At 70.3% G+C, this 25,194-nt stretch carries 21 protein-coding genes and 2 tRNA genes; 13 read left to right on the top strand and 10 right to left on the bottom strand.

What is annotated here, in order from left to right; all coding sequences use genetic code 11:
* Positions 1-163: 163 nt before the first annotated feature.
* The 3 genes from GWK61_RS14205 to GWK61_RS59485 all read left to right on the top strand — a co-directional run bounded on the left by GWK61_RS14205 (position 164) and on the right by GWK61_RS59485 (position 2,764).
* Positions 164-1,411, top strand: a complete 1,248-nt coding sequence (locus GWK61_RS14205; RefSeq protein ID WP_194908822.1) for a pyridoxal phosphate-dependent aminotransferase — start codon at positions 164-166, stop codon at positions 1,409-1,411.
* Positions 1,412-1,640: 229 nt separating this feature from the next.
* Positions 1,641-2,096, top strand: coding sequence for an alpha/beta-hydrolase N-terminal domain-containing protein (locus GWK61_RS14200; RefSeq protein ID WP_194908821.1), 456 nt, complete (start codon positions 1,641-1,643; stop codon positions 2,094-2,096).
* The gene (locus GWK61_RS59485) at positions 2,039-2,764 is read left to right on the top strand and encodes a CPBP family intramembrane glutamic endopeptidase (protein WP_194908820.1); all 726 of its coding nucleotides are present in this window, start codon (positions 2,039-2,041) and stop codon (positions 2,762-2,764) included. The genes GWK61_RS14200 and GWK61_RS59485 overlap by 58 nt, the downstream gene beginning before the upstream one ends.
* Here GWK61_RS59485 and GWK61_RS14190 read toward each other — a convergent pair.
* Together GWK61_RS14190 and GWK61_RS14185 are read right to left on the bottom strand one after the other, a co-directional pair.
* Complete coding sequence (locus GWK61_RS14190) at positions 2,651-4,207, bottom strand: DHA2 family efflux MFS transporter permease subunit (protein WP_194908819.1); 1,557 nt, start codon at positions 4,205-4,207, stop codon at positions 2,651-2,653. The two genes, GWK61_RS59485 and GWK61_RS14190, sit on opposite strands and share 114 nt — an antisense overlap.
* A 207-nt stretch (positions 4,208-4,414) precedes the next feature.
* Complete coding sequence (locus GWK61_RS14185; protein ID WP_194908818.1) at positions 4,415-5,095, bottom strand: TetR/AcrR family transcriptional regulator; 681 nt, start codon at positions 5,093-5,095, stop codon at positions 4,415-4,417.
* A gap of 133 nt (positions 5,096-5,228) precedes the next feature.
* Here GWK61_RS14185 and GWK61_RS14180 point away from each other — a divergent pair, with 133 nt between their 5' ends.
* The 4 genes from GWK61_RS14180 to GWK61_RS58495 all read left to right on the top strand — a co-directional run bounded on the left by GWK61_RS14180 (position 5,229) and on the right by GWK61_RS58495 (position 11,590).
* Positions 5,229-6,014, top strand: a complete 786-nt coding sequence (locus GWK61_RS14180; RefSeq protein ID WP_438939767.1) for a response regulator transcription factor — start codon at positions 5,229-5,231, stop codon at positions 6,012-6,014.
* Between the two features lie 8 nt (positions 6,015-6,022).
* On the top strand, positions 6,023-7,492 hold the full coding sequence (locus tag GWK61_RS14175; protein WP_194908817.1) for a HAMP domain-containing sensor histidine kinase: 1,470 nt from the start codon (positions 6,023-6,025) through the stop codon (positions 7,490-7,492).
* A gap of 241 nt (positions 7,493-7,733) precedes the next feature.
* Positions 7,734-9,020, top strand: coding sequence for a bifunctional glycosyltransferase family 2/GtrA family protein (locus tag GWK61_RS14170; RefSeq protein ID WP_194908816.1), 1,287 nt, complete (start codon positions 7,734-7,736; stop codon positions 9,018-9,020).
* The gene (locus tag GWK61_RS58495) at positions 9,017-11,590 is read left to right on the top strand and encodes an ArnT family glycosyltransferase (protein ID WP_194908815.1); all 2,574 of its coding nucleotides are present in this window, start codon (positions 9,017-9,019) and stop codon (positions 11,588-11,590) included. The genes GWK61_RS14170 and GWK61_RS58495 overlap by 4 nt, the downstream gene beginning before the upstream one ends.
* 440 nt (positions 11,591-12,030) lie before the next feature.
* Here GWK61_RS58495 and GWK61_RS14160 read toward each other — a convergent pair whose 3' ends face one another.
* The 6 genes from GWK61_RS14160 to GWK61_RS14135 all read right to left on the bottom strand — a co-directional run bounded on the left by GWK61_RS14160 (position 12,031) and on the right by GWK61_RS14135 (position 14,771).
* A complete protein-coding gene (locus GWK61_RS14160; protein WP_194908814.1) occupies positions 12,031-13,095 on the bottom strand; it encodes a UDP-N-acetylmuramate dehydrogenase in 1,065 nt (354 codons plus the stop codon).
* Between the two features lie 104 nt (positions 13,096-13,199).
* Complete coding sequence (locus tag GWK61_RS14155; RefSeq protein ID WP_194908813.1) at positions 13,200-13,628, bottom strand: MaoC family dehydratase; 429 nt, start codon at positions 13,626-13,628, stop codon at positions 13,200-13,202.
* Positions 13,625-14,092 carry a MaoC family dehydratase N-terminal domain-containing protein gene (locus GWK61_RS14150; RefSeq protein WP_194908812.1) on the bottom strand — a complete coding sequence of 156 codons (468 nt, stop codon included), beginning with the start codon at positions 14,090-14,092 and terminating at the stop codon, positions 13,625-13,627. The genes GWK61_RS14155 and GWK61_RS14150 overlap by 4 nt, the downstream gene beginning before the upstream one ends.
* A gap of 179 nt (positions 14,093-14,271) precedes the next feature.
* A complete protein-coding gene (gene rpmG, locus GWK61_RS14145) occupies positions 14,272-14,436 on the bottom strand; it encodes a 50S ribosomal protein L33 (RefSeq protein WP_194892873.1) in 165 nt (54 codons plus the stop codon).
* A gap of 110 nt (positions 14,437-14,546) precedes the next feature.
* A tRNA-Met gene (locus tag GWK61_RS14140) sits at positions 14,547-14,620 on the bottom strand.
* A gap of 78 nt (positions 14,621-14,698) precedes the next feature.
* Positions 14,699-14,771 (bottom strand) — tRNA-Thr (locus GWK61_RS14135).
* A 91-nt stretch (positions 14,772-14,862) separates the two neighbouring features.
* Between GWK61_RS14135 and GWK61_RS14130 the strand changes: the two genes are divergently transcribed.
* A complete protein-coding gene (locus tag GWK61_RS14130; protein ID WP_194908811.1) occupies positions 14,863-15,519 on the top strand; it encodes an NUDIX hydrolase in 657 nt (218 codons plus the stop codon).
* An 80-nt stretch (positions 15,520-15,599) separates the two neighbouring features.
* Here the strand turns inward: GWK61_RS14130 and GWK61_RS14125 are convergent, their stop codons facing one another.
* Together GWK61_RS14125 and GWK61_RS14120 are read right to left on the bottom strand one after the other, a co-directional pair.
* The gene (locus GWK61_RS14125) at positions 15,600-16,406 is read right to left on the bottom strand and encodes an SIMPL domain-containing protein (RefSeq protein WP_194908810.1); all 807 of its coding nucleotides are present in this window, start codon (positions 16,404-16,406) and stop codon (positions 15,600-15,602) included.
* A gap of 94 nt (positions 16,407-16,500) precedes the next feature.
* Positions 16,501-17,286, bottom strand: a complete 786-nt coding sequence (locus GWK61_RS14120; RefSeq protein ID WP_194908809.1) for a DeoR/GlpR family DNA-binding transcription regulator — start codon at positions 17,284-17,286, stop codon at positions 16,501-16,503.
* A 140-nt stretch (positions 17,287-17,426) separates the two neighbouring features.
* On the opposite strand from GWK61_RS14120, the gene GWK61_RS14115 reads away from it, so the two are divergent.
* The 5 genes from GWK61_RS14115 to GWK61_RS56370 all read left to right on the top strand — a co-directional run bounded on the left by GWK61_RS14115 (position 17,427) and on the right by GWK61_RS56370 (position 24,932).
* Positions 17,427-19,430: a DUF5107 domain-containing protein gene (locus GWK61_RS14115; protein WP_194908808.1), complete on the top strand. Its 2,004-nt coding sequence runs from the start codon at positions 17,427-17,429 to the stop codon at positions 19,428-19,430.
* Positions 19,431-19,667: 237 nt separating this feature from the next.
* Positions 19,668-20,984, top strand: coding sequence for an ABC transporter substrate-binding protein (locus GWK61_RS14110; protein ID WP_194908807.1), 1,317 nt, complete (start codon positions 19,668-19,670; stop codon positions 20,982-20,984).
* A gap of 2 nt (positions 20,985-20,986) precedes the next feature.
* Positions 20,987-21,955, top strand: coding sequence for a carbohydrate ABC transporter permease (locus GWK61_RS14105; protein WP_194908806.1), 969 nt, complete (start codon positions 20,987-20,989; stop codon positions 21,953-21,955).
* Between the two features lie 32 nt (positions 21,956-21,987).
* Positions 21,988-22,833, top strand: coding sequence for a carbohydrate ABC transporter permease (locus GWK61_RS14100; protein WP_228562302.1), 846 nt, complete (start codon positions 21,988-21,990; stop codon positions 22,831-22,833).
* Positions 22,830-24,932, top strand: a complete 2,103-nt coding sequence (locus tag GWK61_RS56370; protein ID WP_323747559.1) for a DUF5107 domain-containing protein — start codon at positions 22,830-22,832, stop codon at positions 24,930-24,932. The genes GWK61_RS14100 and GWK61_RS56370 overlap by 4 nt, the downstream gene beginning before the upstream one ends.
* Positions 24,933-25,194: the final 262 nt, after the last annotated feature.

Below are 25,194 nucleotides of genomic sequence, written 5' to 3'. Positions count from 1 at the left end.
CGCCGAGGTGGGGAAGGGGAATCCGCCGATCGAGAGTGTACGGGACGCACGTCCTCGATTGCGAACGGGTTCCGCCGCGGCACGCATACCGGCCGTGTCGCGGGCGTCTCCTTTCGTGGAACGTCGCCCCGAACGACCCCCCTGCGGTGGGACGATGGGAGGCATGACAGCCTCCGCAGCCAACACACCCTCCCCGTCCCGCCGCGACCCTGCCTCCAGAGTCTCCCGTCGCGTCGGCGCCATCGCCGAGTCCGCGACCCTGGCCGTGGACGCCAAGGCGAAGGCGCTCAAGGCGGCCGGCCGGCCGGTGGTCGGCTTCGGAGCCGGAGAGCCCGACTTCCCGACCCCGGCCTACATCGTCGAGGCGGCGCTGAAGGCGGCTCAGGACCCGAAGTACCACAAGTACACGCCGGCCGGCGGGCTGCCGGAGCTGAAGGAGGCGATCGCGCACAAGACGCTGCGCGACTCCGGCGTGTCGGTGTCGGCGAACCAGGTCCTGGTCACCAACGGCGGCAAGCAGGCCATCTACAACGCCTTCGCGACCCTGCTGGACCCCGGCGACGAGGTCATCGTCCCGGCCCCGTACTGGACCACCTACCCCGAGGCGATCCAGCTGGCCGGCGGCGTGCCGGTGGACGTGGTCACCGACGAGACCACCGGCTACCTGGCCTCGGTGGAGCAGCTGGAGGCGGCCCGGACCGAGCGCACCAAGGTCCTGCTGTTCGTCTCGCCGTCGAACCCGACCGGCGCGGTCTACAGCCCTGAGCAGGTCGAGGCCATCGGTCGCTGGGCCCTGGAGAACGGCCTGTGGGTCCTCACCGACGAGATCTACGAGCACCTGGTCTACGGCGACGCGCGCTTCACCTCGATCCTGAAGGCGGTCCCGGAGCTCGCCGAGCAGACCGTGATCGTCAACGGCGTGGCCAAGACCTACGCGATGACCGGCTGGCGGGTCGGGTGGCTGATCGGCCCGGCCGACGTGGTCAAGGCCGCCACCAACCTGCAGTCGCACGCCACCTCCAACGTCTCCAACGTCGCGCAGGTCGCCGCGCTGGCCGCGGTGTCCGGCGACCTGGCCGCGGTGAACGAGATGAAGCTGGCCTTCGACCGCCGCCGGCAGACCATCGTGCGGATGCTGAACGAGATCCCCGGCGTGCTGTGCCCGGAGCCGAAGGGCGCGTTCTACGTGTACCCGTCGGTGAAGGCGCTGCTCGGCAAGGAGATCCGCGGGCAGCACCCGGCGAATTCGGCCGAGCTGGCCTCGCTGATCCTGGACGAGGCCGAGGTCGCCGTGGTGCCCGGTGAGGCCTTCGGGACCCCGGGCTACCTGCGGCTGTCCTACGCGCTGAGCGACGCGGACCTGGTCGAGGGCGTGTCGCGGCTGCAGAAGCTGCTGGGCGAGGCGCGCTGAATCCGAAGCTCCCCCGAAAGGGCCCCGGCGTCGTGCCGGGGCCTTTTCGCGCGGTCGGCGGGTCCCGGTCCCACGATTTCGCCGTTCGGGCGCTGATAATGGCCGGATGGAGAAATCGGATCTCACGGACTTCTCCTCTGCAACCAGGCATTCTGAAACCGACTCCGGCTCTGAGTCTGGCTCTGGTTCCGGCTCTGACTCCGGCTCTGGCTCCGGGCGCCGTCGGCGGTTGACGCAGCGCGTCGCGGCGTTCGCCCGGAAGCCGTACTGGAACCCGCCGGACCCGTCCTGGGTGGTGCGCCGCTGGCCGGACCTGACCGGCTACTGCTTCGCGACGCTCTTCTTCTGGCTGTCGCTGACCCCTTCGCTGCTCCCCCGGCCCTGGATCATGCAGGGCCTGCTCGGCGGCATCACGGGTATCGCCGGCTACGGCGTCGGCTCCTTGATCAGCACCCTGGTCCGGTCGGTGGCGCGGCGGCGGGGCTGGAGCTTCAGCGAGCACCTGCGGAAGCGCTCGTGGCAGTTCATCCCTGTGGTGCTGCTCGTGGTGAGCGTCTCGGTGGTCGTCTGGGGCGCCCGGACACAGCGCGAGTTGCAGCTGCTGATGGGCCAGAACCAGTCCTCGACGTGGAACGCCGGGATCATCATCGGGCTGTCGCTGGGCACGTTCTCCTGGCGGCGCTGAACTGGCTGGAGCACCGCGTCCACTGGTTCGACAGCCTGCCGGACCTGGTCGTCGCGTTCATCGTCACCGGCCTGTTCGCGGCGCTGGCCTGGTGGTCCGGCCACGCGCTCGAAGAGCTGGGCCTGGACCACAGGTCCTGGCCGCTCGGCCTGAAGTGGTCCGGCATCATCATCGCCGGGGTGGCCCTGGTCTACCTCGGCGGCGCCCTGTTACCGGCCACGCGTTCGCTGTTCACCGACCAGCGCTACGCCTCGTTGACCGTGTGGCAGGTCGCAGTGCGGGTGTTCGTCGACGTGCCGTTCGCCACCGTGCTGGCCGAGGAGGTGGCGTTCCGCGGCGTGCTGTTCGGGCTGGCGCTGCGGCGGTGGCCGCCGCTGGGTGCCACCGCCTTCAGCTCCCTGATGTTCGGGTGCTGGCACATCCTGTCCTCGCTGCACCTGAACACCGAGAAGCCAGCGCTCACCTCACTCCTGGGGCCTTCGGAGCTGGGGGCGGCGCTGGCCGATCTCGGGACCGTGGTGTTCACCGGCCTCGGCGGCGCGGTGTTCTGCGAGCTACGCCGTCGCAGTGGCAGTCTCCTGGTGCCGATGTCCTTCCACTGGGCCGCCAACGCCCTGGGCTACGTCTTCGGCTTCCTGGTGCGCGTCGGAGTCGTCCCCGAGCTGTGAGGCGCCGGCGCCGCGGCCGGGGACCAGCCACATCGCCACCGTGGCCACGGCCAGGATCGCCGCGCCGGTGAAGACCGCGGGGATCAGACCGTCGATGAAGTGCTGGTCGGCGGACTTCGTCGCGGTCGGGCCGTAGCCGCCGGTCGCGGAGAACACCGCGCCCATCACCGCGATGCCCAGCACGCCGCCGAACTCGCGCAGCGCGTTGTTGACGCCGGAGGCGATGCCCTCCTGGTCGCGCCGCACCGAGCCGAGCACCAGGTTCTCGATCGGCGCGAAGAACATCGCCATCCCGGTCCCGCCGATCAGGAAGGCCGGCAGCAGCGCGGCGTAGTCCAGCTTGGTCGAGATCACCTCGGCCACCCAGGCCAGCGCCACCGCCTGCAGGCCCAGGCCGACCGTGACGATCCACTTGCCCCCGATCCGGTCGGACAGGATCCCGGCGATCGGCGCCACCAGCATCGGTACGCCGGTCCACGGCAGCACCCGCAGCCCGGAGCCCAGCGGCGAGAAGCCGTAAACGGTCTGGAAGACCTGCGAGAGGAAGAAGATCGCGCCGAACATCCCGAAGGACATCAGCAGGGTGCTGAAGTTGGTCAGCGGGAAGGCCCGGCCGCGGAACAGGTGCATCGGGACCATCGGCGCGTCGGTCCGCAGCTCCCAGACGATGAAGGCGACCAGCAGCACCCCGCCACCGACGAAACCGGCCAGCACCAGCGCGTTGGTCCAGCCGACGTCGCCGCCCCGGATCAGGCCCAGCACGACGCCGAGCAGGCCGCCGGTGGCCAGCACGGTCCCGACCACGTCCAGCCGGCGCGCCGGACCACGGCTCTCGGTGAGGCCGAACCACGCCAGCGGCAGCAGCACCACACCCAGCGGCACGTTCACCCAGAAGATCCACTGCCACGACGCGGCCTCCACCACGGCACCGCCGACCACCGGCCCCAGCGCCACCGCCAGACCGGAGATCGCACTCCACGCGCCGACGGCCGCGCCACGCTTCTCCGGACGGACACTCGCGGACAACATCGTCAGGCTCAGCGGCACCACCACCGCACCACCGAGGCCCTGCCCGGCACGCGCGGCGATCAGCACCCCGATGTTCGGCGCCAGCGCCGAGGCCACCGACCCGGCGGTGAAGACGGCGAGGCCGATGACGAACAGGTTCCGGCGGCCGAAGCGGTCGCCGAGCGTGGAGCCGGTCAACAGGAAGACGGCGAAGGTGAGCGTGTAGGCGGAGACCGTCCACTGCAGGCCGGACAGGCCGGCGTGCAGGGACTCCCGGATCGAGGGCAGCGCGATGCTGACGACGAGGTTGTCCAGCGACGCCATGAACATGGCGATGCCGGTGATGACGAAGGTGCGGACCGGGTGGCCGATGGTGGCGGCCCGGAGGCCCTCCGCCGGTGGGCCCTGGTGCCCGCCGATGGTCTCGGTGCTCATGGTGATCCCCTCCGGATTTTGGATCAGTACAGATCATGGAACAGCGCAGGTCGGGTTGGTCGGGTTGATCGGGTTGATCAGATTGGCCGGGTAGTTAGCAGTCACTAACTTCGATGGACAGACGGGTGGCGCGGAAAGTGCCTTGCGGTGGCTCGGTCGGCGTTCCCGCCGGACCGGTCGGACCAGATCAGGTCAGGCCAGATCAGGTCAGTCGGTGAACGCCTTCGAGATGTAGTTCGCGTACTCCGGCTCGGCCGGGCTGCCGGCCGCGCTGCCGGACGACTGGTCCGAGTACCCCTTCGCGGCTTCGGCGTCGAGCTCCTCGGCCGTGTCGGCGGCGACGGCGGTGTCGTCGCGCAGCACGTTGAGGATCGGCTGCCACTCCGGGTCTTCGACGTTGTCTCGACCCATCGCGGCGATCACGTTGCACAGCATGCCCTTGGCCAAGAAGTCCACGCGGACCCCAAGCGGGGCGCCCGAGAGGTTCTCCATGTGCTGCCAAAGGCCCTGCATGGCGCCGCGCACGGCGGCCTGGACCTCCGGGTCGTGGCAGGCGGCGAACTGCTGGAGCTGCATGTTCAGCACCAGGCGGTCCTCCATGAGCAGGTTCTGGTACGCGTCGCCCATCGCGGCGAGCGCGGCGTGCCCGTACTTGCCCTCGGCCGCCTTGGTGAACACGTCGCGCACCTGCGTCGCGCCGTACTGCACGGCGGCGATGAACAGATCGCGCTTGGTCGGGAACAGTCGGAACAGGTAGGGCTGCGACACCCCGACCCGCTTGGCGATGTCGCCGGTCGAGGTGCCCTCAAGCCCGCGGACGGCGAACTCGGCGACCGCGGCTCGCACCACTTGGTCGCGTCGTTCTTCGGCACTCATGCGGGGGCTCATGGGAAGTAAGTTATCAGTCACTAACCAGAGCCGCAACCTGCTGAGGACCCGTGGTCGGCGAGCCGAAAACCTCTCATACTTCTCCTGACGGATTCTCAGACGTTCCTCATCCACCCCGCAGATAGTGGTCGCCGTGAGCTCTCCCACGCCCTTCCTCGCTGGTCCCGCCGGGTCCCCGGCGGGACAGAGCACCTCCGAGATCCTCGTCGTCGACGACGAGCCCGGCATCCGCGCCGTGCTCGCCTCCAGCCTGGAGTTCGAGGGGTACGCGGTCCGCACCGCGAACGACGGCCGCGCCGCGCTGGCCGAGGTCGAGCGCGGCCGCCCGGACCTGGTCGTGCTGGACGTGCTGATGCCCGGCATGGACGGGCTCACCGCCTGCCGCCGGCTGCGCGCCGCCGATCCGCACCTGCCGGTCCTGATGCTCACCGCCCGGGACCTGACCGGGGACCGTGTCGCCGGCCTGGACGCCGGCGCCGACGACTACCTGGCCAAGCCCTTCGAACTCGACGAGCTGCTGGCCCGGGTCCGGGCCCTGCTCCGGCGCGGCGCGCTGACCGTCGAGGGCACCGAGGCCACCCCCGGCGCGGCCGGACACGGCGACCACGTCCTGGAGTACGAGGACCTGCGCATGGACACGCTCACCCGCGAGGTGACCCGCGCCGGCCAGCTGATCGAACTCACCCGAACGGAGTATCTGCTCCTGGAGATGTTCCTGTCCCACCCGCGCCAGGCCCTGACCCGCGAACAGATCCTGCGCGCGGTCTGGGGCTTCGACTTCGAGCCCGCCTCGAACTCGCTGGACGTGTACGTCATGTACGTGCGCAAGAAGACCGAGTTCGACGGCCTCCCCCGCCTGGTCCAGACCGTACGCGGGGTCGGCTACGCGCTGCGCACGGCCTCCGGCGCGCGCCGATGAGGCGACGCATGCCCCTGCGGTCGCGGCTGGCTCTCATGAGCGCCGTGGCCGTGGCGATCGCGATCGGCGCGGTATCCCTGATCTCCTACATCGCGGTGCGGGACCGGCTCCACAACCAGATGGACAGCGCCATCGCCGGCAGCCGTGATCCGGGCTTCGGCCTGTACCCCGAGGGCAAGCCTGGCGGACCGGATCCGGCCGACTACCAGCCCAGGTCCCCTTGCGACATCGGGAAGGGAGCGACGGCCGCGGCGAATGGTGGAAGTCCCGGCGACGCGGTGGATCCGACGCACAGCGGCGTCAACCATTTCCCGCCGGCCGCAGTCAGCGTCACCTTCTTCAACGGGACTCAGACCTGCGCCCTGCCCGGATCCACCGCGGTTCCGGGCCAGACCGCGGACCTGCAGATCGAGCACGCGCCGCCGGGCGCCTCCATCTGGCGCGACGGCGTCAACGCCAACGGCGAGAAGGTCCGCGTCCAGGTCGTGGCCAATCGCGACCCGTTCCATCCCGGCGTCTTCCTGAAGTCACAGGCCTACGGCCCCATCGACGACTCCCTGAGCAGCCTGGCCTGGCTGCTGATCGTGGTCTCGCTGATCGGCATCGGCGGCGCGGCCACCACCGGCCTGCTTGTCGCGCGTGCCGGACTGCGTCCCGTCGACGAGTTGACCTCAGCGGTCGAGCACGTCGCCCGCACCGAGGACCTGTCGGTCCGGATGCCGGTGTCCGGCAATGACGAGATCGCCCGGCTCTCAGAGTCCTTCAACTCGATGACCGCGGCCCTGCAGGCGTCCCGGGACGAGCAGAAACGCCTCGTCGACGACGCCGGCCACGAGCTGCGCACTCCTCTGACGTCCCTGCGCACCGCCATCGACCTGCTGATCCGCTCCGAGGAGTCCGGCCGGCCGCTGCCCGAGGGCAAGCGCACCGAACTGCTCACCGGCGCCCGCACGCAGATGCGCGAGCTGACGGTGCTGATCGCCGACCTGCTGGAGCTGTCGCGTCCGGAGCAGGCCATGACCGTGACCGCGCCGGTGGCGCTGCACGAGGTCACCGCGCGCGCTGTGGAACGCGTCCGCCCGCGCGGCGCCGCCCGCGACACCCCGGTCACCATCATCGACGACCTGCATCCGTGGACCACGCACGGCGACGGCGCGGCGCTGGAGCGCGCGGTGGTGAACCTGCTCGACAACGCGGTGAAGTTCTCACCGCCGGGGGCGGCCGTGGAGGTACGGCTGGCCAACGGTTCGCTGACCGTGCGCGACCGCGGGCCGGGCATCCCTCCGGAGGAACTGCCGCACGTCTTCGAGCGCTTCTGGCGCTCCCCCACCGCGCGCGCGATGCCGGGCAGCGGTCTGGGGCTGGCGATCGTGGCCCGCGCCGCGCGCGAGTCCGGGGGCATCATCGCCTTCGAGAAGCCGTACGACGGGCCCGGAACCATCGCGCGGCTGTTCCTTCCCGGCACCGCAGAGGCCTGAGTCGAGTCCATCAGGGCTTTGTCATCACTGACACTACCGTCCGCAATCGGACGGTCCGATCCTGTGACCGCCACGTCGGAATCACGGCCGCCGCGCCGTGGTTCCGACGTTCTGTGTTCCGTTCGGCGATCTCAGGTTTGTCAACGGACGCTCACACGTCCGACCAGTGTCGCACCCATTCTCATGCGCGCTTCATCGAAGCCTCATTCCCCTCCCACGCCGCGCCGCGAGCGTCGAGGGCATGAACGCAACCGCTCTCACCGACCGCGAACCGCCGGACGCCGGCACCGGGGCGGCGGGTGGTCCGCGCAGACGGCTGGTCGAGGTCGTGGTGCCCGTCTACAACGAGCAGCACGTCCTGGAGGCCAGCGTGCGCAGGCTGCACCGCTACCTCGTCGAGAACCTGCCCTATCCCTTCCGGATCACTGTGGCCGACAACGCCTCGACCGACGGCACGTGGGCGGTCGCCGCCCGGTTGTCGCGGGAGCTGAGCGGGGTGCGGGCGGTCCATCTGGACCTCAAGGGCCGCGGCCGCGCGCTGCGCGCCGTGTGGTCCGCCTCCGACGCCGACGTCGTGTCCTACATGGACGTCGACCTGTCCACCGACCTGAACGCTTTCCTGCCGCTGGTGGCCCCGCTGCTCAGCGGCCACTCGGACCTGGCCATCGGCTCCCGGCTGGCCCGCGGCAGCGCCGTGGCACGCGGTCCGAAGCGGGAATTCATCTCGCGCACGTACAACTTCCTGCTGCGCACCACGATGGCGGCCCGCTTCTCGGACGCGCAGTGCGGGTTCAAGGCCGCCAAGACCGAGGTGGTCCAGGCGCTGCTGCCCCGGGTGCAGGACGAGGAGTGGTTCTTCGACACCGAACTCCTGCTGCTCGCCGAGCGCTCGGGGCTGCGGATCCACGAAGTGCCGGTGGACTGGATCGACGACCCGGACTCCCGGGTCGACATCGTGAAGACCGCCAAGGCGGACCTGCGGGGCATGTGGCGGGTCGCCAAGGCCTCGCTGCGGTCCTCCTCCGGGGCGCCGGTCCGGGCCCGGGTGCTGGCGGCCGATCCGCCGCCCGGGCTGAAGTGGCAGATCCCGGCCTTCGCGACCATCGGCGTGCTGTCGACGCTGGCCTATCTGCTCCTTTACGTACTGCTGCGCGCGCCGATGGGGGCCTTCGCGGCGAACGCCGTCGCGCTGGCCGTCACGGCGGTCGCGAACACGGCGGCCAACCGCCGCTTCACCTTCGGCGTCACCGGCAGCCGCAACGCGCTGCGCGACCAGGTCGGAGGCCTGGTCGCGTTCGCCATCGGCCTGGTGCTGTCGACCGGGACGCTGGCCGGGGTCCACGCGGCCGTGCACCATCCCTCCCGCACCACGGAACTGGCGGCGCTGATCGTCGCCAACGGCCTGTCGACGCTGGCCCGTTTCGTGTTGCTCCGCGCCTGGGTCTTCCACCCGAGGCACCATCCCCTGACGTCCGCCGATCACGAATCCCCGGTGCGGGCGGGTCAGACTTCTGGAGAGCTGTCATGAGCACCTTGTCCCCGACGTCAGACGTCGGATACCAGATCGGCGCGCCGTCCACGGCGGCCGGCGGCACCGGGCGCTTCACGCGCTTCTGGCGCGGCCCCGAGACCGACCCGCGCTGGGCCCGGCCCAGTTTGCTCGGTCTGCTGGTGGCTGCTGGGGTCCTGTATTTGTGGGACCTGTCGTCCTCCGGCTGGGCCAACTCGTTCTACTCCGCTGCGGTCCAGGCCGGTACGAAGAGCTGGAAGGCGATGCTGTTCGGCTCGCTGGACGCCGGCAACTCGATCACGGTCGACAAGCCGCCGGCCTCGTTGTGGATCATGGAGATCTCGGGCCGGATCTTCGGCTTCAACTCCTGGACCATGCTGATGCCGCAGGCGTTGATGGGTGTCGCGACGTGCGGCGTGGTCTACGCGGCGGTGAAGCGGGTGCTCAGCCGGACGCGCAACGCGACGATCGGCTCGGCGGCCGGGCTGCTCGCGGCGGCGGCGCTGATGGCGACGCCGGTCGCGGTGCTGATGTTCAAGTTCAACAACCCCGACGCGCTGCTGGTGCTGCTGATGACGGTGTCCGTCTACGCGGTGGTGCGCGCGATGGAGCACGGCAGCACGCGCTGGCTGGTGCTGGCCGGGACGTTGATCGGGTTCGCGTTCCTGACGAAGACGTTGCAGGCGTTCCTGATCCTGCCGGCGCTGACGGCCGTGTATCTGGCGCTCGGGCCGGGCAAGTTCCTGCGCAGGTTGTGGCAGATCGGCGCGGCCGGGCTGGCGATCGTGGTCAGTGCGGGCTGGTGGGTCGCGATCGTGCAGCTGACGCCGGCGAGTTCGAGGCCTTATATCGGTGGGTCGCAGGACAACAGCTTCCTGAACTTGACGTTCGGGTACAACGGGTTCGGGCGGCTGACCGGCAATGAGACCGGGAGTGTCGGCGGCGGGTTCGGTGGCGGCGCGGCACGGGGTGCGGCGGGTGCTGCCGGGGCGACCGGGGTTACTGGTGCTACCGGTACTACGGGTGCCACCGGCGCGGCGGGCGCCGGTGGGACGTTCGCTCCGCCCGGTGGCGGCGGTGCGCGCGGCGGTGGCGCCGGCGGCTTCAGCTCCGGCACCGGCATCGGGCGCATGTTCGACTCCGAGATCGGCAGCCAGGTCAGCTGGCTGATCCCGGCCGCGCTGGTGCTGTTCGTCTTCGGCCTGTGGGCCGCCGGCCGGGCGCGCCGCACGGACCACGCGCGGGCCGCGCTGCTGGCGTGGGGGCTGTCGCTGGTGAGCACGGCTGCGGTCTTCAGCTACATGAAGGGCATCTTCCACCCGTACTACACGATCGCGCTGGCGCCGCTCATCGCGGTGACGCTCGGCATCGGCGGCGGGATGGTGTGGGCGCGGCGGGCCGAGCCGCTGGCGCGGATCGGGCTGGCCGGTGCGGTGGGGGTGACCACGTGGTGGTCGTTCCACCTGCTGGGGCAGACGCCGGACTGGTACTCGTGGCTGCGGTATCTGATCGCGGTCGCCGGTGTGGTCGGGACGGTGCTGCTGCTGGCCGGGCCGGGGTGGCTGCGGAAGGGCGCGGTTGCTGCTTCTGACGCCTCTGCCGCCACTCCTTTGGCCGTGCAGCCCGGTTGGGTGCCTGTCGAGGGTGCCGAGGCTGACGGTTCTTCACAGGACCCTGCTATTGCCTCCGCTGCCAGCCCGGCCGCGCAGCCCGCTGCCGAGGCCCCGCGTAACAGGGCTCTGCGACTCGCTGCGGTGACCATCGGCGTCGGTGCGGTGCTGCTGGGCCCGGCGGCGTACGCCGTGGCCACGACCGGCCAGGGCCACAGCGGCTCGATCCCCTCGGCCGGACCGGCCGGCCAGGGCTTCGGCGGCTTCGGCGGCGGTGCGCGGACCGGCCGGCACTTCACCGGCACGTTCCCGGGCTTCCAGGGCGGCGGCACGGGCGGCACCGGCGGCACTGGCAGCACTGGTGGTACTGGCGGCACTGGCGGCACGACCGGCCAGACCGGCACCGGCCAGACCCCGCCGGCCGGCGGCTTCGGCGGCGGCCCGGGTGGCACCGGTGGTACCGGCGGCACTGGCGGCACTGGCGGAACAGGTGGCACCGGCGGCTTCGGCGGTGCCACCGGCGGCACAGGTGGCAGCACCGGCGGCCAGACCCAACTCGGCGGCACCCAGGGCGGCACGACCACCCAGTCCCCGGGCGGCACCGGCGGGAACAACTTCCTCGACGGCAGCAAGCCCGGCGCCCAGATCCTGGCCCTGCTGAAGCAGAACGCGTCGAGCTACACCTGGGTCGCCGCAGCCATCGGCGCCCAGAACGCCTCCGGCTACCAACTCGGCACCGGCGACCCCGTCATGGCCATCGGCGGCTTCAACGGCTCCGACCCCTCCCCCACCCTGGCCCAGTTCCAGGCAGACGTCGCCCAACACAAGATCCACTACTACATCGGCGGCGGCATCGGCATGCGAGCCAACGGCGGAGCCGACGAAGGCACCTCCATCGGCACCTGGGTAGCAGCCCACTACAAGGCCCAGACCATCGACGGCGTAACGATCTACGACCTGACCGCGCCCACCTCGTAAGGCGCGCCCCATAAGGAGGAACACAAGCTCGGCGGGTGAGTGGGGTACGGCCCACTCACCCGCCGACTCACGTGGCCTGAACACCCCGCCCGCCATTGGCAGGCAGCGATTCGATCCGCGAGAGCAGGTCGGCACCAGCAACACACCAGCAGAAGCGACCAGCGCGGCAGTTTGGGCGGCATCGCAGTTTGGCCAGCGCACAGCGGCAATCAGCGGTGCGTCCCGCAGAGCAACATTTGACCGCGCAAGCATTTCAGCGGCGCGTCCCGGCAGCAGCAAGTCGGCCGAGCATCAGCCTTTTTGCGCCAGCCTGGCCAGCGCAGCCCCCGGTTGTCGCGCAGCAGCCGAATCCGAGCGCGAGCCCCGCCGCGCCATTCGCCCGATATCGCCCGATATGCAGTGATCAATCGCTTACTTGCGATCCGCCCCTAATATCGAAGCTACAGATCAGCGCCCACAAAAACCGGCTCGGGCACCAGCTCCACCCCGAACCGGTCCCGCACCCCGTCGCGGATCTCCCGCGCCAGCCGCAGCACGTCGGCCGCTGCCGCGTCGCCGCGGTTCGTCAGGGCCAGGGTGTGCTTTGTCGACAGGGTCGCGGCGCCGGCGCCGTAGCCCTTCGGGTAGCCCGCCTGCTCGATGAGCCAGGCTGCCGAGGTCTTCACCTGGTTGTCCGGGGCCGGGAAGCGCGGGGGCGCCATGGTCGCGCGGGCGGCCAGGGCGTCGAAGGCGGCTGCGTCGAGGACCGGGTTCGTGAAGAAGGAGCCTGCGGACCAGGTGTCGTGGTCCTCCGCGTTCAGGACCATGCCCTTTGCGGCGCGCAACTTCAGGACTGTCTCGCGGACCAGTGCGAGCGGGGCGCGGTCGCCTTCCTCGACGCCGAGTGCGCGGGCCAGTTCCGCGTAGCGGATCGGGGCGGACAGGCGCTCGGATTCTGCGGCGGCCGGCGGGTCGAAGCCGAACCAGACCGTCAGGACCACGTACTTGCCCGGGTGCTGCTTGAACACCGAGTCGCGGTAGCCGAACTCCAGGCAGCGGGACTGCATGCCGCGGATGTCGCCGGTCTCGCGGTCCAGGGCGCGGATCCAGGCGATGGTCTGGCCGACGTCCTGGCCGTAGGCGCCGACGTTCTGGATCGGGGTGGCGCCGGCCGAGCCGGGGATGCCGCTCAGGGCCTCGACGCCGACCGCGCCGAGGTCCACCGCCTCCGCGACGAAGGCGTCCCAGTCGTGGCCGGCGGCGACGCCGAGGCGCAGGCCCGAGCACGTCTTCTGCTTCGTCACGCCGGTGTACGCGATCTTCAGCACGGTGCCGTCGAAGCCGTCGTCGCCGATCAGCAGGTTGGAGCCGCCGGCCAGGATCAGCAGCGGCTCGCCGCGCCGGTCGCAGTCCTTGACGGTCTCGACGATCTCCTGCTCCGTGGTCGCGGTCACCATGCGCCGCGCCGGTCCGCCCACACGCAGGGTGGTCAGGGGCGCGAGGGGTGCCGAGGCCTGTTCGAGCATGAGGCACACGGTACCGGGTGCCGGGCCCGGCGGGCGTGCCATCTCAGTCTCCGAACGATCGTCACGGAGTCCGAACTGTTCGGACAGCGCAGGTCAGGGCGGTGTCAAGGCAGCCGCACCACAGCCCGCGCCAACCCCAGCACCTTCTCGCCCTCGCTGGTCGCGACCAGGTCGACCCGCACCGTCCCGTCCTCGTTGACCGCGCTGACCTTCCCGGTCACCGTCAGCCGCGCGCCGGACTCCTCGTCCACGCCGTCCGGCACCACCACCGGCTTGGTGAACCGCACCTGGTACTCCACGACCATCCCCGGGTCCCCGCACCAGTCGGTGACCACGCGGATCGCCGAGGCCATCGTGAACATCCCGTGCGCGATGACGTCCGGCAGCCCCACCGACTGCGCGAAGCGCTCGTTCCAGTGGATCGGGTTGAAGTCGCCGGAGGCACCGGCGTACTTCACCAGGTCCACGCGCCGGATCGGGAGCGTCTGGGCGGGCAGCACGTCGCCCTTCGAGACGTCAGCGAACTTGATCACGCCTGCTCCCCCTCGCCGCCGCCGGCTCCGACCACGACCAGCTTGGAGAAGCCGGTCACCACTAGTTCGCCGTCCACGGTGTTCAGCTCGGTGCGGGTGCTCAGGAAGCCCTGCCCCATCCGCTCGGTGATGTCCTCGATGGTCACGGTCGCGGTCAGCTGGTCGTCGGCGTAGATCGGCCGGTTGTGCACGAAGCGCTGCTCGCCGTGCAGCACCCGGCTGAAGTCCAGGCCGAGGTCCGGGTCCTCGATGATGACCGTCGCGGCCGGCCAGGTGATGGCGATCGGGAAGGTCGGCGGCGCCAGCACGTCGCGGTGCCCGAGGTCCTGGGCCACCGCCGGGTCGCGGTAGACCGGGTTCGGGTCCCCGATCGCGTCGGCGAACTCGCGGATCTTCTCGCGGCCGACCTCATACACCGCGGTGGGCGGATAGGTGCGGCCGATGAAACCGACGTCCAGGGCCATCGTCCCTGTGCCTCCTTGGATACGAAGAAACCGCCCGCGCCCACTCCGTGATCGGGAGTCGGCGGGGCGGTCCGAAACTACAGGCCGCGAGGCGTGACCCGGCAGTACGGGCCTGGTGTCACGCTAGCGCGGGCCCAGCCAGCACAGCCCGGCTGCGAGCCGGGCGCGGGGCCACGGGACTAGCGGGTCTCGCGGTGCGGGGTGTGCTTGTTGCACCAGCGGCAGTGCTTCTTCAGCTCAAGACGGTCCGGGTCGTTGCGCCGGTTCTTCTTGGTGATGTAGTTGCGCCGCTTGCACTCGGTGCACGCGAGGGTGATCTTCGGCCGGACGTCGACAGCAGCCACTGGGGTGCCTCTTTCTACTTCTTCGAGGGCTCCGGACCTTCCCAGGTCGGCCCTCACGATGGACAACCCTGCAAGAGTACCTTGCAGGGCTGAGGGTTTTGCCAGATGCGTAGCGGTGGCCGGACTTGAACCGGCGACACAGCGATTATGAGCCGCTTGCTCTACCAGGCTGAGCTACACCGCCACTCGATCAACTACCGGAACAGTCCGGCGGACACGGGCTTTCACCCTTTCGTGTCCACCGGACCCCCGGTGTGACCTGAGCCCCTTTACGGAATCGAACCGTAGACCTTCTCCTTACCATGGAGACGCTCTGCCGACTGAGCTAAAGGGGCGAGCAGGGAATAAGTTACACGGTCTTGGGCCAGGCGCGAAATCGGGTTTCGGCACGCCGTGTCGCGACCCCGGTCCACTACGCTCAGCCGCATGTCAGAGCCTGAGCCGACGCCGTCTCACGAGACACCCGACGACGCCCCCGGCGGCACCCCCGACAACACCGCCGACTACGCCGCCGACACCCCGGCCGCACCCCCGGCGCGCAGCCGGAGCCAGTGGACCGTGCACTCCGAGCGGCCGGTGTATGAGAACCCTTGGGTGGACGTCCTCATGGCCGACGTGGAACTCGGCGACGGCACCCGCTTCGAGCACCACGTGATCCGCACCCGCAGCGCCGCCAGCTGCGTGGTGACCAGGACCGAGGCCGGGCGCGAGGAGGTGCTGCTGATCTGGCGGCACCGCTTCGCGATCGACAAGTGGGTCTGGGAGATCCCCTCCGGCCTGATCGAGGACGGCGAGGACCCGGCGGACACCGCACGCCGCGAGGTGGAGGAGGAGACCGGCTGGCGGGTGAGCGAAGTCACACCGCTGCTGTCCTTTCACCCGGTCGGCGGGATGCTGCGGTCGCAGTACCGCCTGTTCCGCGCGTTCGGTGCCGAGTACATCGGGGAGCCGACGGAGGAGAACGAGGCCGAGAAGGTGGCGTGGATTCCGCTGGACGAGGTACTCGGGCTGATCGACGCCGGGCAGATCGCAACGTCCTCCTCGCTGGTCGGGCTGCTGCGGGTGCTGGCCGAGCGGAAGTAGCCGAGCGGGGCCGAACGCGAGTAGCCGGCCCGGCCCCCCGTTCGGCCCGGCCGACCCCGAACGGGGGGCCGCCGAACGGCTCAAGCGAAGCTGAACACGACGGTCACCTGGACCGTGACATCGGTGCTGCCCAGCTGGATCGGCACCGGATTCACCGGCGTCGCTCCAGCCGCTGACGGCGCGTAGTTCACCGGCTTCGGGGTGGGGTTGCTGTCGTTCTCCTCGACGCGCACCACCTGGCCCAGAGTGCGCCCTGCGGACTTCGCGTACTGCGTGGCCTTGGCCTTGGCGTCGTTGAAGGCGGCGTCCCGGGCCTGCCCCAACGGCCCGGAGTCATTCTGCAGATCGGTCGACAATCCGGAGATCTGGGTGGCGTTCCCACCGGCGGTCGACGCCGCGGCGATGATCGTGCCCGCGGACTTCGGATCGCGCAGCGTCACGGTCAGGTTCTCCGAAGCCTGATATCCGGTGACCGTCGGCTTACCACTCGAATACTCATACTGCGGACCGACGTTCAGCCCGGACGTCTTCTGATCGGCGGCGGCGACGTGGTTGCCGGTCAGCGAGGCCTGCACAGCGCCCATCGTCCCGGAGACGCCGTTCATCGCGGAGCTGACATCCGAGGCGTTCTTGGTGATGCTCAGGGTGAGGATGAGCGTGTCAGGCGTCCCGGTCACCTTCCCGGTGCCCTGCACGGTGATACCGGGAAACGCATCCGGCGCCACCGGCGTCCCGTTCCCGACGAGCGCAGACCCGAAGGGCGCCGCATTGGCATTCGGCGCCGAACTGCCGCCGGACATCCCGATGGCGACCGCACCGCCGGCGGCGAGCAGGGTCGCGACGCCGAGCACGAGGGCGCGGCGGGTGATGCTGAGATTGAGGTCCATGGCGGTTGGATGCGGCCGATCTACGTTCGGTTCCCGTATGGGACGATCGGGGGCTCGGCGGGCTTGCGGGCTTGCTGGCTTGCGGAGCGCGCCCCTAAGCCCGCACCACCCGCACCCCCAGCTCCGTGAACCGCGCCACCATCTCCTCCGGCGCGTCCCCATCCGTCACCAGCGTCGTGACATCCGAGATCGGGCAGATTCGCGCGAACGCCCGGCGCCCCAGCTTCGAGGAGTCCGCGACCACCACCACGTGCCGTGCCCTCGAAGCCAGCGTCTGGTTCACCGTTGCCTCCGCCTCGTTGTGGGCGCTGGCGCCGTGTTCGGCGTCCAGGGCGTCGACGCCGAGGATGGCCAGGTCCAGGGCCACGCGTTCGAGCATCGCGGCTGCTACCGGGCCGACCAGTTCGTAGGACTTGGGTGAGCCGACGCCGCCGGTCGCGACCACGTGCAGGTAGGGGCGGACCACGAGTTCCTGGGCGATGTTCAGTGCGTTCGTCACTACCGTCACCGCCGGGCCGCGCTGCTCGCCCGCCAGGTCTGCGCGGGTGGCCAGGGCACGCGCCACCTCCGTGGCGGTGGTGCCGCCGTTGATGCCGACCGTGGAACCGACCGCGACCATGCCGGCCGCGACCGAGGCGATGCGCTGCTTCTCGGGGGCGTGGCGGGCGACTTTGAAGCGCAGCGGCAGGTCGTAGGAGACGCTGTGTGCCGTGGCCCCGCCGCGGGTTCGCGACAACAGCTGCTGGGCGGCGAGCTCGTCGAAGTCCCGGCGCACGGTGGCCGGCGAGACCCCCAGCTTCTCCGCCGTCTCCTCGATTTCCAGCTTGCCCAGCTCGGCGAGCATCTCCAGCAGGACGCTCCAGCGCTCGTAGCGATTCACGCCAAGCTCCTTCCGTGCACTCCATGCTGAGATCGTGACCTTCCTTGCAAGATTTTCTGGCACACTGAAGCAATCCTGCAAGGTGTAGACCTGTCTGCAAGCTGTAGACCCATCAGCGCCAAATCCTAGGGGGCCGTCGGTTGAGCGTCCTGCGCCTGGCCTCCGCGGTCCTCCCCGTGGCCGCGCTCGGCCCGGAGAACCCGCTCCCGCCGCTGCGCAAGCTCGCGGACCCGCGCGGCGGCCTGGACGTCTCCGAGGCCGACGCCGAAATGGTCGCCAACCTCGGCTACGGCCACGTCGAATCCCTGCTCCCCTACACCTTCCAGGACGGCTACACCCGCGAGACCCCCGACCGGGAGCTGGTCACGGCGGTGCTGGAGAACGACCTCCTGCGCGCCGAGTTCCTCCTCGGCTACGGCGGCCGCCTGATGTCCCTGCGCCACAAGAAAACCGGCCGCGAGCTGCTGCACTTCCCGCCGAAGCTCCAGCTCGCCAACCTGGCGCTGCGCAACGCCTGGTTCGCCGGCGGCGTCGAATGGAACCTGGGCACCTTCGGCCACACCGCCCTCACCTGCTCCCCGATGCACGCCGTCCGCCTCACCCGCGACGACGGCACGCCGGTCCTGCGCATGTACGAGTACGAGCGCCAGCGCCGCCTGGTCTACCAGCTCGACTGCTACCTGCCCGACAACTCCCCGGTCCTGCTGGTCCACGTGCGCGTCCACAACCCTTTCCCGGAGGACGCCCCGGTCTACTGGTGGAGCAGCGCCGCCGTACCGCAGACCCCTGATTCCCGGGCGCTGATGCCCGCGACCTCGGCGTACCACTTCTCCTACACCGGCAAGATGCGCCGCATCCCGTTCCCGCAGTGGCGCGCCGCCGACACCGCTGATTGTTCTTACCCCGGCCGCATCGACTACGGCGCCGACTACTTCGCCGAGATCCCCGACGGCGAGCGCCGCTGGATCGCCGCCGTCGACGCGAGCGGATCAGGCCTCTTCCAAACCTCGACCGACCGGATGCGCGGCCGCAAGCTCTTCCACTGGGGCACCGGCTCCGGCGGCCGCAACTGGCAGGACTGGCTGTCCGGCCCGCGCCACGAGTACTTCGAGATCCAGGCCGGCCTGGCCCGCACCCAGCTGGAACACCTGCGGCTCCCGGGCCGCCAGTCGTGGTCCTGGGTCGAGGCGTACGGCCTGCTCCAGACGGATCCCGACAAGATCCACGGCGCGAAATGGCCCGACGCCACCAAAGCCGCGGCCGCCGCGCTCGCCGATCTGCTGCCCGCGCACCGCCTCGACGAAGAACTCGCGACCATGACCGCGCTGGCCGAGAAGCCGCCGGAGGCGGTCCTGCACGCCGGCACCGGCTGGGGCGCCCTGGAACGCCGCGCCCTGGGCCGCAACCGGGCGCTGAACCTGCCCGGCACGCCGTTCCCCGACGCCACGATCGGCCGCGACCAGCAGTCCTGGCTCTCGCTGGTCCGCAAGGGCCAGATGCCAACCCCGGCCCCGGCACTGCCACCGTCGTCCTACGCGGTCGGCCCGGTCTGGCGCGCGCTGCTGGAGAAGGCCACCTCCGACCCCGCGCACGCGACCTGGTTCACCTGGCTGCATCTGGGCGTGAACCGCTACCACGCCGGCGACCTGGCCGGCGCGCGCGAGGCGTGGGAGAAGTCCATGGCCCAGGCCGAAACCGCGTGGGCGCACCGGAATCTGGCGATCCTCGACGAGTCCGAGGGCCGCCCCGGCGAGGCCGCCGACCGCTATCTGCGCGCCTGGCAGCTCTCGCCGCGCCTGCGTCCACTCACCATCGAGACGCTGCGCGCCCTGATCGCCGCCGAGCGCCCGGCCGAGGCGCTGGACATCGTGGACCGGCTCAAGGAGCCCGACCGCTTCGCCGGGCGGATCCTGATGCTGGAGTGCCGCGCCGCCCTGGACGCCGGCGATCTGGTGCGCGCGCGCCGGATCCTGGAGACCGGTCTGGTCGTCGAGGACGTCCGCGAGGGCGAGGACCCGCTGTCGGACATGTGGTGGGAGTTCCACTCCCGGCAGGCCGGCGGGCTCGGTCCGGTCGTGTCACAGCGGTTGCGCGAAGAGCACCCGCTGCCGTGCAGCTACGACTACAGCGTCCGTCAGCTGTAGCAGGCCTTAGCAGCCCCCTTCCTCGGAATCCCCGGCTCCGCCCCAGCTCACAGCTGCGCGGCCATCTTGTGCCGCCGTTTCTCACAGTTTTTGCAACTTTCTGCGAGCCAATGCAATCAGAGATCTCAATATCGCATCATCACAAGGAATCTTGCAAAGAATGCTTGTAGTTCCTGTGAACAGCGTCCTACTGTCTCCTCCCAGCACCCCGAGTGATCCCCTTCGGAGGAAACGAATATGGGCAGCAGCACCGGCCGGAGCCCCCGGCTTCTCGCGATAGCCACCGCCGCCGTCCTCGCGGTCGGTGTGAGCGCGTGTTCCAGCAGCAAGAGCGGTTCCTCGACCGGCACCGGCTCCGGCAAGTCCGGCGGCAGCTTCAGCTACTGGTCGATGTGGCGCCAGGACGAGCCGCAGGCCAAGGTGATCCAGGCCGCGATCACCCAGTTCACCGCCGACACCGGCATCAAGGTCAACGTCGAGTGGACCGGCCGGGACGTGGCCAAGAAGATCGGCCCGGCGATGGCCGCGGGCAAGGCGCCGGACATGTGGGACGAGGGCGCGGACGTCATCTACGGCGCCGCGGCGCAGAACGGCAACGCCAAGGACCTCTCCGCGGTCCTGGGCATTACCATCCCGACCGACAACGAGAAGGTCTCCGACGCGATCCCGTCGAAGTACTTCGACTCGCTGCCCAAGGACCCCGACGGCGGCCAGCACTGGGTGATCCCGTACGAGGCCAGCACCGCGGGCGTGTTCTACAACTCCGCCGACCCGACCGTCTCGGCCGCGATGGCCTCGCAGCCGGCCACCTGGGACGACTTCATCAAAGTCTGCGACGCCCTGAAGGCGAAGAGCGAGCCGTGCCTGGCCTCCGAGGGCGAGGACTCCTGGACCAACGGCCTGTGGTTCGACTACCTGCTCAGCGCCGGCGGCGTGAACTTCAACGACCTGGCCACCGACAAGACCGGCGCCGGCTGGGACAACCCGGCGGTGCTCAAGGCCGCGCAGCAGGTCCAGCAGCTGGTCAAGGGCGGCTACATCATCCCGACCTACACCGCGACGAAGTACCCGGCGCAGCAGACCAACTGGGCCGGCGGCAAGGCCGGCTTCCTGATGAACGGCAACTGGGTCACCGCCGAGGTCGCCAAGCAGATCCCGGTGACCTGGAAGTACGGCTTCATGCTCCCGCCGGGCGCGACCCAGCCGGACTCGATGGTCTTCGGCTTCGCCCTGACCAAGAGCGCCAAGAACGTCAGCCAGGCCGAGCAGTTCATGGCCTACTTCCTGCAGAAGAAGACGCTGTCCGGCATCTCCACCGAGGCCGGCAACATCACGCCGCGCACCGACATCCCGGCCCCGGCCGAGCTGGCCGATGTGCAGAAGACGCTGAACGCACCCAAGCTGCGGCTCACCTTCGACGGCGTGGCCGGCGACTGGACCACCAAGGTCTGGAACCAGAACTACCTGGACTTCTGGCACGGCAAGACCGACGCCGCGACCTTCGTCTCCAAGATGAAGTCCGCGCAGGTCTCGTTCTGGAAGAGCCAGAGCTGACCATGAGCACCGCCACCATTCAGGACTCGTCCCAGACGCGCCGCGTCCGGGGCGGGTCCGCCTCGCGTCCCCCGGTCGGCGCGGCCCCGCTGGAGCGTTCGCGGCGCCGCATGTTCTGGGCGTTCACCACGCCGGCCGTCCTGATCTACGTCGTACTGTTCCTGGTCCCGGTCGGCTACGCGGCCTGGACCAGCCTCTACAAGTGGGACGGCATCGGCCCGAAGAAGTGGCGGGGTCTGAAGAACTACCAGACCCTGTGGCAGGACCCGATCTTCCGGCACTCGCTGGCCAACACGCTGAAGATCCTCCTCGTCGGCGGCCTGCTCACCTTCGCGTTCGCCTTCGCGCTGATGCTGGTCCTGCGCGAGATGAACCGCAAGCTGTTCGCCCGCTCGGTGCTGTTCTTCCCGTGCCTGGTGAACGCGATGGTGTTCGGGATCGCCGCGGGCGTCCTGTTCTCCCCCACCGGCCCGGTGAACAAGACCCTCGAAGCGCTCGGCTGGAGCCATCCGCCGCAGTGGCTGGCCACCGAGCACCTGCAGACGATGATCCTGGGCACCCTGGTGTGGACGGCCACCGGCTACTACACCGCGATCCTGATGGCCGCCGTCGACCAGATCCCGGAGTACCTCTACGAGGCCGCCGAACTCGACGGCGCCAACGCCTTCCAGCGCTTCCGGCACGTCACGCTGCCGATGTGCTGGGATGTGATCTCGGTGTGCGCGGTGCTGTGGACGGTGAGCTCGGTGAAGATCTTCGAACTGATCCTGATGTACGGCGGCAGCAGCGGCTCCCAGCCGCCGTCGGACTCCTGGAACACCGCCATGTACGTCTACATCGAGGCCTTCCCGACCGCCTCGACGCCGCAACTGGGGCTGGCCACGGCCGCCGCGCTGGTGAGCCTGTTCCTGGTGGTCGTCTTCACGGTCGTGCTGCGCCGGCTGCTGCGCCGCGACCCCATCGAGTACTGATCCGACCGCGGCACGGAAAGGAAGACGAGCCCATGAGGCCCAGGCGTAAAGCCGCCAGCCTGCCGATGCGCATCGCCACCGGGGCGGTGTGGGTGGTGGTCGCCGCCGACATCGCGCTGATCGGCTGGATCCTGCTCACCTCGCTGCGCGACGGCACCGACATCCTCAACCACCCCTTCGGCGCGCCGACACATCCGAAGTTCGCCAACTACAGCAGGGTGTTCTCCGACGGCGGCTTCGGCCGCGCGGCGCTGAACAGCGTGCTGGTCGCCGTGCTGTCCTCGGTGCTGGCCGTCGCGGTCGCCGCGCCCTGCGCCTACGCGCTGGCCCGCCGCCGCAACCGGGTCTCCGGCGCGATGAGCATGACGTTCGCCATGGGCCTGGGGGTGCCCAGCCAGGTGATGGTGGTGCCGCTGTTCATCGGCATGGCCAAGGTGAACCTCGACGACTCACAGCCGGGGCTGATCCTGGTGTATCTGGGTCTTGCGATGCCCTTCACCGTCTACCTGCTGACCGGCTTCTTCGCCGGCATCCCGCAGGTGCTGGAGGAGGCCGCGGTCCTGGACGGCGCCGGCGCGCTGCGCACGTTCACCCGCGTCATCCTGCCGGTGGCGCGCGGCGGCCTGGTCACCGCGTTCCTGCTGCAGTTCATCTCGGCGTGGAACGAGACGCTGTTCGCGATCGTGCTGACACACAGCCAGGACAAGGTGACGCTGCCGGTCGCGCTGTCCAACTTCGTCCAGGAGGCGCAGCTCAACGGCCTGGACTGGGGCGCGATGTTCGCCGGGGTGTGCGTGGTGCTGGCTCCGATGATCGCGTTGTTCAGCTGGCTCGGCAGCCGCATCATCCAAGGTATGACAGTGGGGATAGGCAAGTGACCACCGAACTCCGACGCGACGTCCTGCGCATCCCGGGCGCCGCCGACCCGGCCGCGGGCCGGCTGCCGATCCTGCACGGGATCGCCAGGCCCGGCTTCGACTCCGCCGTGGCCCCCTACCCGGACATGGCGCGGAACCTGGACTACGGCCGGCCGCCGACGCTGCTGCCGTACACGACGCAGGACTCGTACACCCGCGAGCGTTCTCTTCGCGAGCTGCCGACGCTGGTGCTGGAGAACGAGGTGCTGACCGCCACGTTCCTCCCGGACTACGGCGGCCGCCTGTGGTCGCTGGTGCACCGGCCGACCGGCCGCGAACTGCTGCACCGCAACCCGATCCTGCAGCCGGCGAACCTGGCGCTGCGCGACGCCTGGCTGGCCGGCGGCGTGGAGTGGAACCTCGGCGGCACCGGGCACTGGCCACTGACCTGCTCGCCGCTGCACGCGGTGCGGCTGAGCGCGCCGGACGGCACGCCGGTGCTGCGGATGTACGAGTTCGAGCGGATGCGGCGGGTGGTGATGACCGTCGACGCGTGGCTGCCGGCGGGATCGCCGACGCTGATGGTGCACGTGGCGCTGCACAACCCGGCCGAGACGCCGACGCCGGTGTACTGGTGGTCGAACATCGCGGTGCCGCAGAGTGCTGATGTCCGCGTGGTGGCGCCGACGGAGCGTGCGTTCCACTTCGACTACACGGCGCAGCTCAGCCTGATCGACTTCCCGGAGGGCACGGCCGGCGACCAGAGCTACCCGGCACGGTTCCCAGCGGCGGCGGACTTCTTCATGGACATTCCGGCCGGCGAGCGCCGCTGGATCGCCGCACTGGACGAGAACGGCTCGGGCCTGGTGCAGACCTCGACGGACCGGCTGATCGGCCGGAAGTTGTTCCAGTGGGGCGTCGGGGCCGGCGGCCAGCGGTGGCAGGAGTGGCTGTCGGGGCCGGACGCGGAGTACATCGAGATCCAGGCCGGGCTGGCGCGCACGCAGTTGGAGCACCTGGAGCTGCCCGGCGGGGCCACGTGGGAGTGGGTCGAGGCATACGGGCTGCTGGAGGCGGACCCGGCGGCCGTGCGCGGGACGTGGGACGAGGCCCGGGGCGCGGTGGCGGGGGCGCTGGAGCGGTTGGTGGCGCGGGGGGCTTTGGAGGCTGCGCTCGCTGAGGCGCGGCGGTTCGGGGACGCTGGCGCGAGTGCGCACGCGGCTGGTGAGGGCGCGCCTGCGGTCGGCGAGCCTGGCGCGAGTGCGCAGGCTGGCGCGAGCGTGCGGGGCGGCGCGGGCGCGGACACGTCTGTCGAGGGCACGCATGCGGTGCGCGAGCCTGGCGCGAGCGCGGCGGTCGGCGTGGGTGTGGGCGCGCAGGCTGGCGCGAGCTCGGAGGTAGGCGCGGGCGCCGTTCCCGAGGTGCTGCATCATGGATCTGGCTGGGGTGCCTTGGAGGTCTCGGCTGGCGCGTTGGCCGCCGATTCGCTGCGGCCATTCGGGTCCTGCGATGCGGAGCAGCAGCCGTGGCTGGATCTGTTGCAGACAAAGCGATTGCCGTCCAGCGAGCCACCGGCGTCCCCGATCGTCGGCCCGGTCTGGCGCTCGCTGCTCGAAGCGTCGGCCGACGACTGGCACGCGCTCTACCACCTCGGCCTCCTCCGCCTCGCCGACGGCGACCGCGGCGGGGCCCGCGAGGCCTGGACGCGCTCCCTCGCCGAGCGCCCGAACGCCTGGGCGCAGCGTGCGCTGGCGCATCTCGCGGCGTCGCCCGGCGAGCGGGCCGACCTGGCCGTCGCGGCGCACCGCCTCCAGCCGGACCTTCGCGAGCTCACCATCGAGACGCTTCAAGCGCTGCTCGCCGCCGACCGCGCTGCTGAAGCGCTCGGCCTCATCGCGGCGCTGAGCGCGGCGGATCGCGAACACGGCCGCATCCGCCTCTACAACGCGCAGGCCGCCCTCACCACCGGCGACATCGACCAGGTCCGGCGCCTCCTCGACGAGGGCATCACGGTCGACAACCTGCAGGAAGGCGAGGCCTCGCTGGACCTCCTGTGGCTCGCCGCGCATCCCGACCAGCCGGTACCGCCCGAATACGACTTCCGGATGTCCGGAGGCTGATCCGAGAGGAGCGCATGACACACCTCCCCGGGCGCCGACGGGACTGATTCGGGAAGGGATCTCAAGCTGCTGGGCAAGCAGGCAAAAGCGCGCGGCGGAATCCGGAGGGGAGCCGCCGCAGCCGGGTCCTCGCCGAGCCGGACGCCGAGCCTGCCCTCGGCGACCAGGAGGTCGGGCACGCTGCTCACCCAGCCGCGTCGGCCTGCGCCAGGCGGCTCAGCAGCATCCGCTGGACGGCTTCCTGGCGCGCGTTGTCGAACAG

The organism is Catenulispora rubra, from assembly GCF_015356825.1.
Classification (GTDB): domain Bacteria; phylum Actinomycetota; class Actinomycetes; order Streptomycetales; family Catenulisporaceae; genus Catenulispora; species Catenulispora rubra.
Note: the sequence above shows the minus strand (reverse complement) of the source record. Positions and strands in the feature narration are given on the sequence as shown.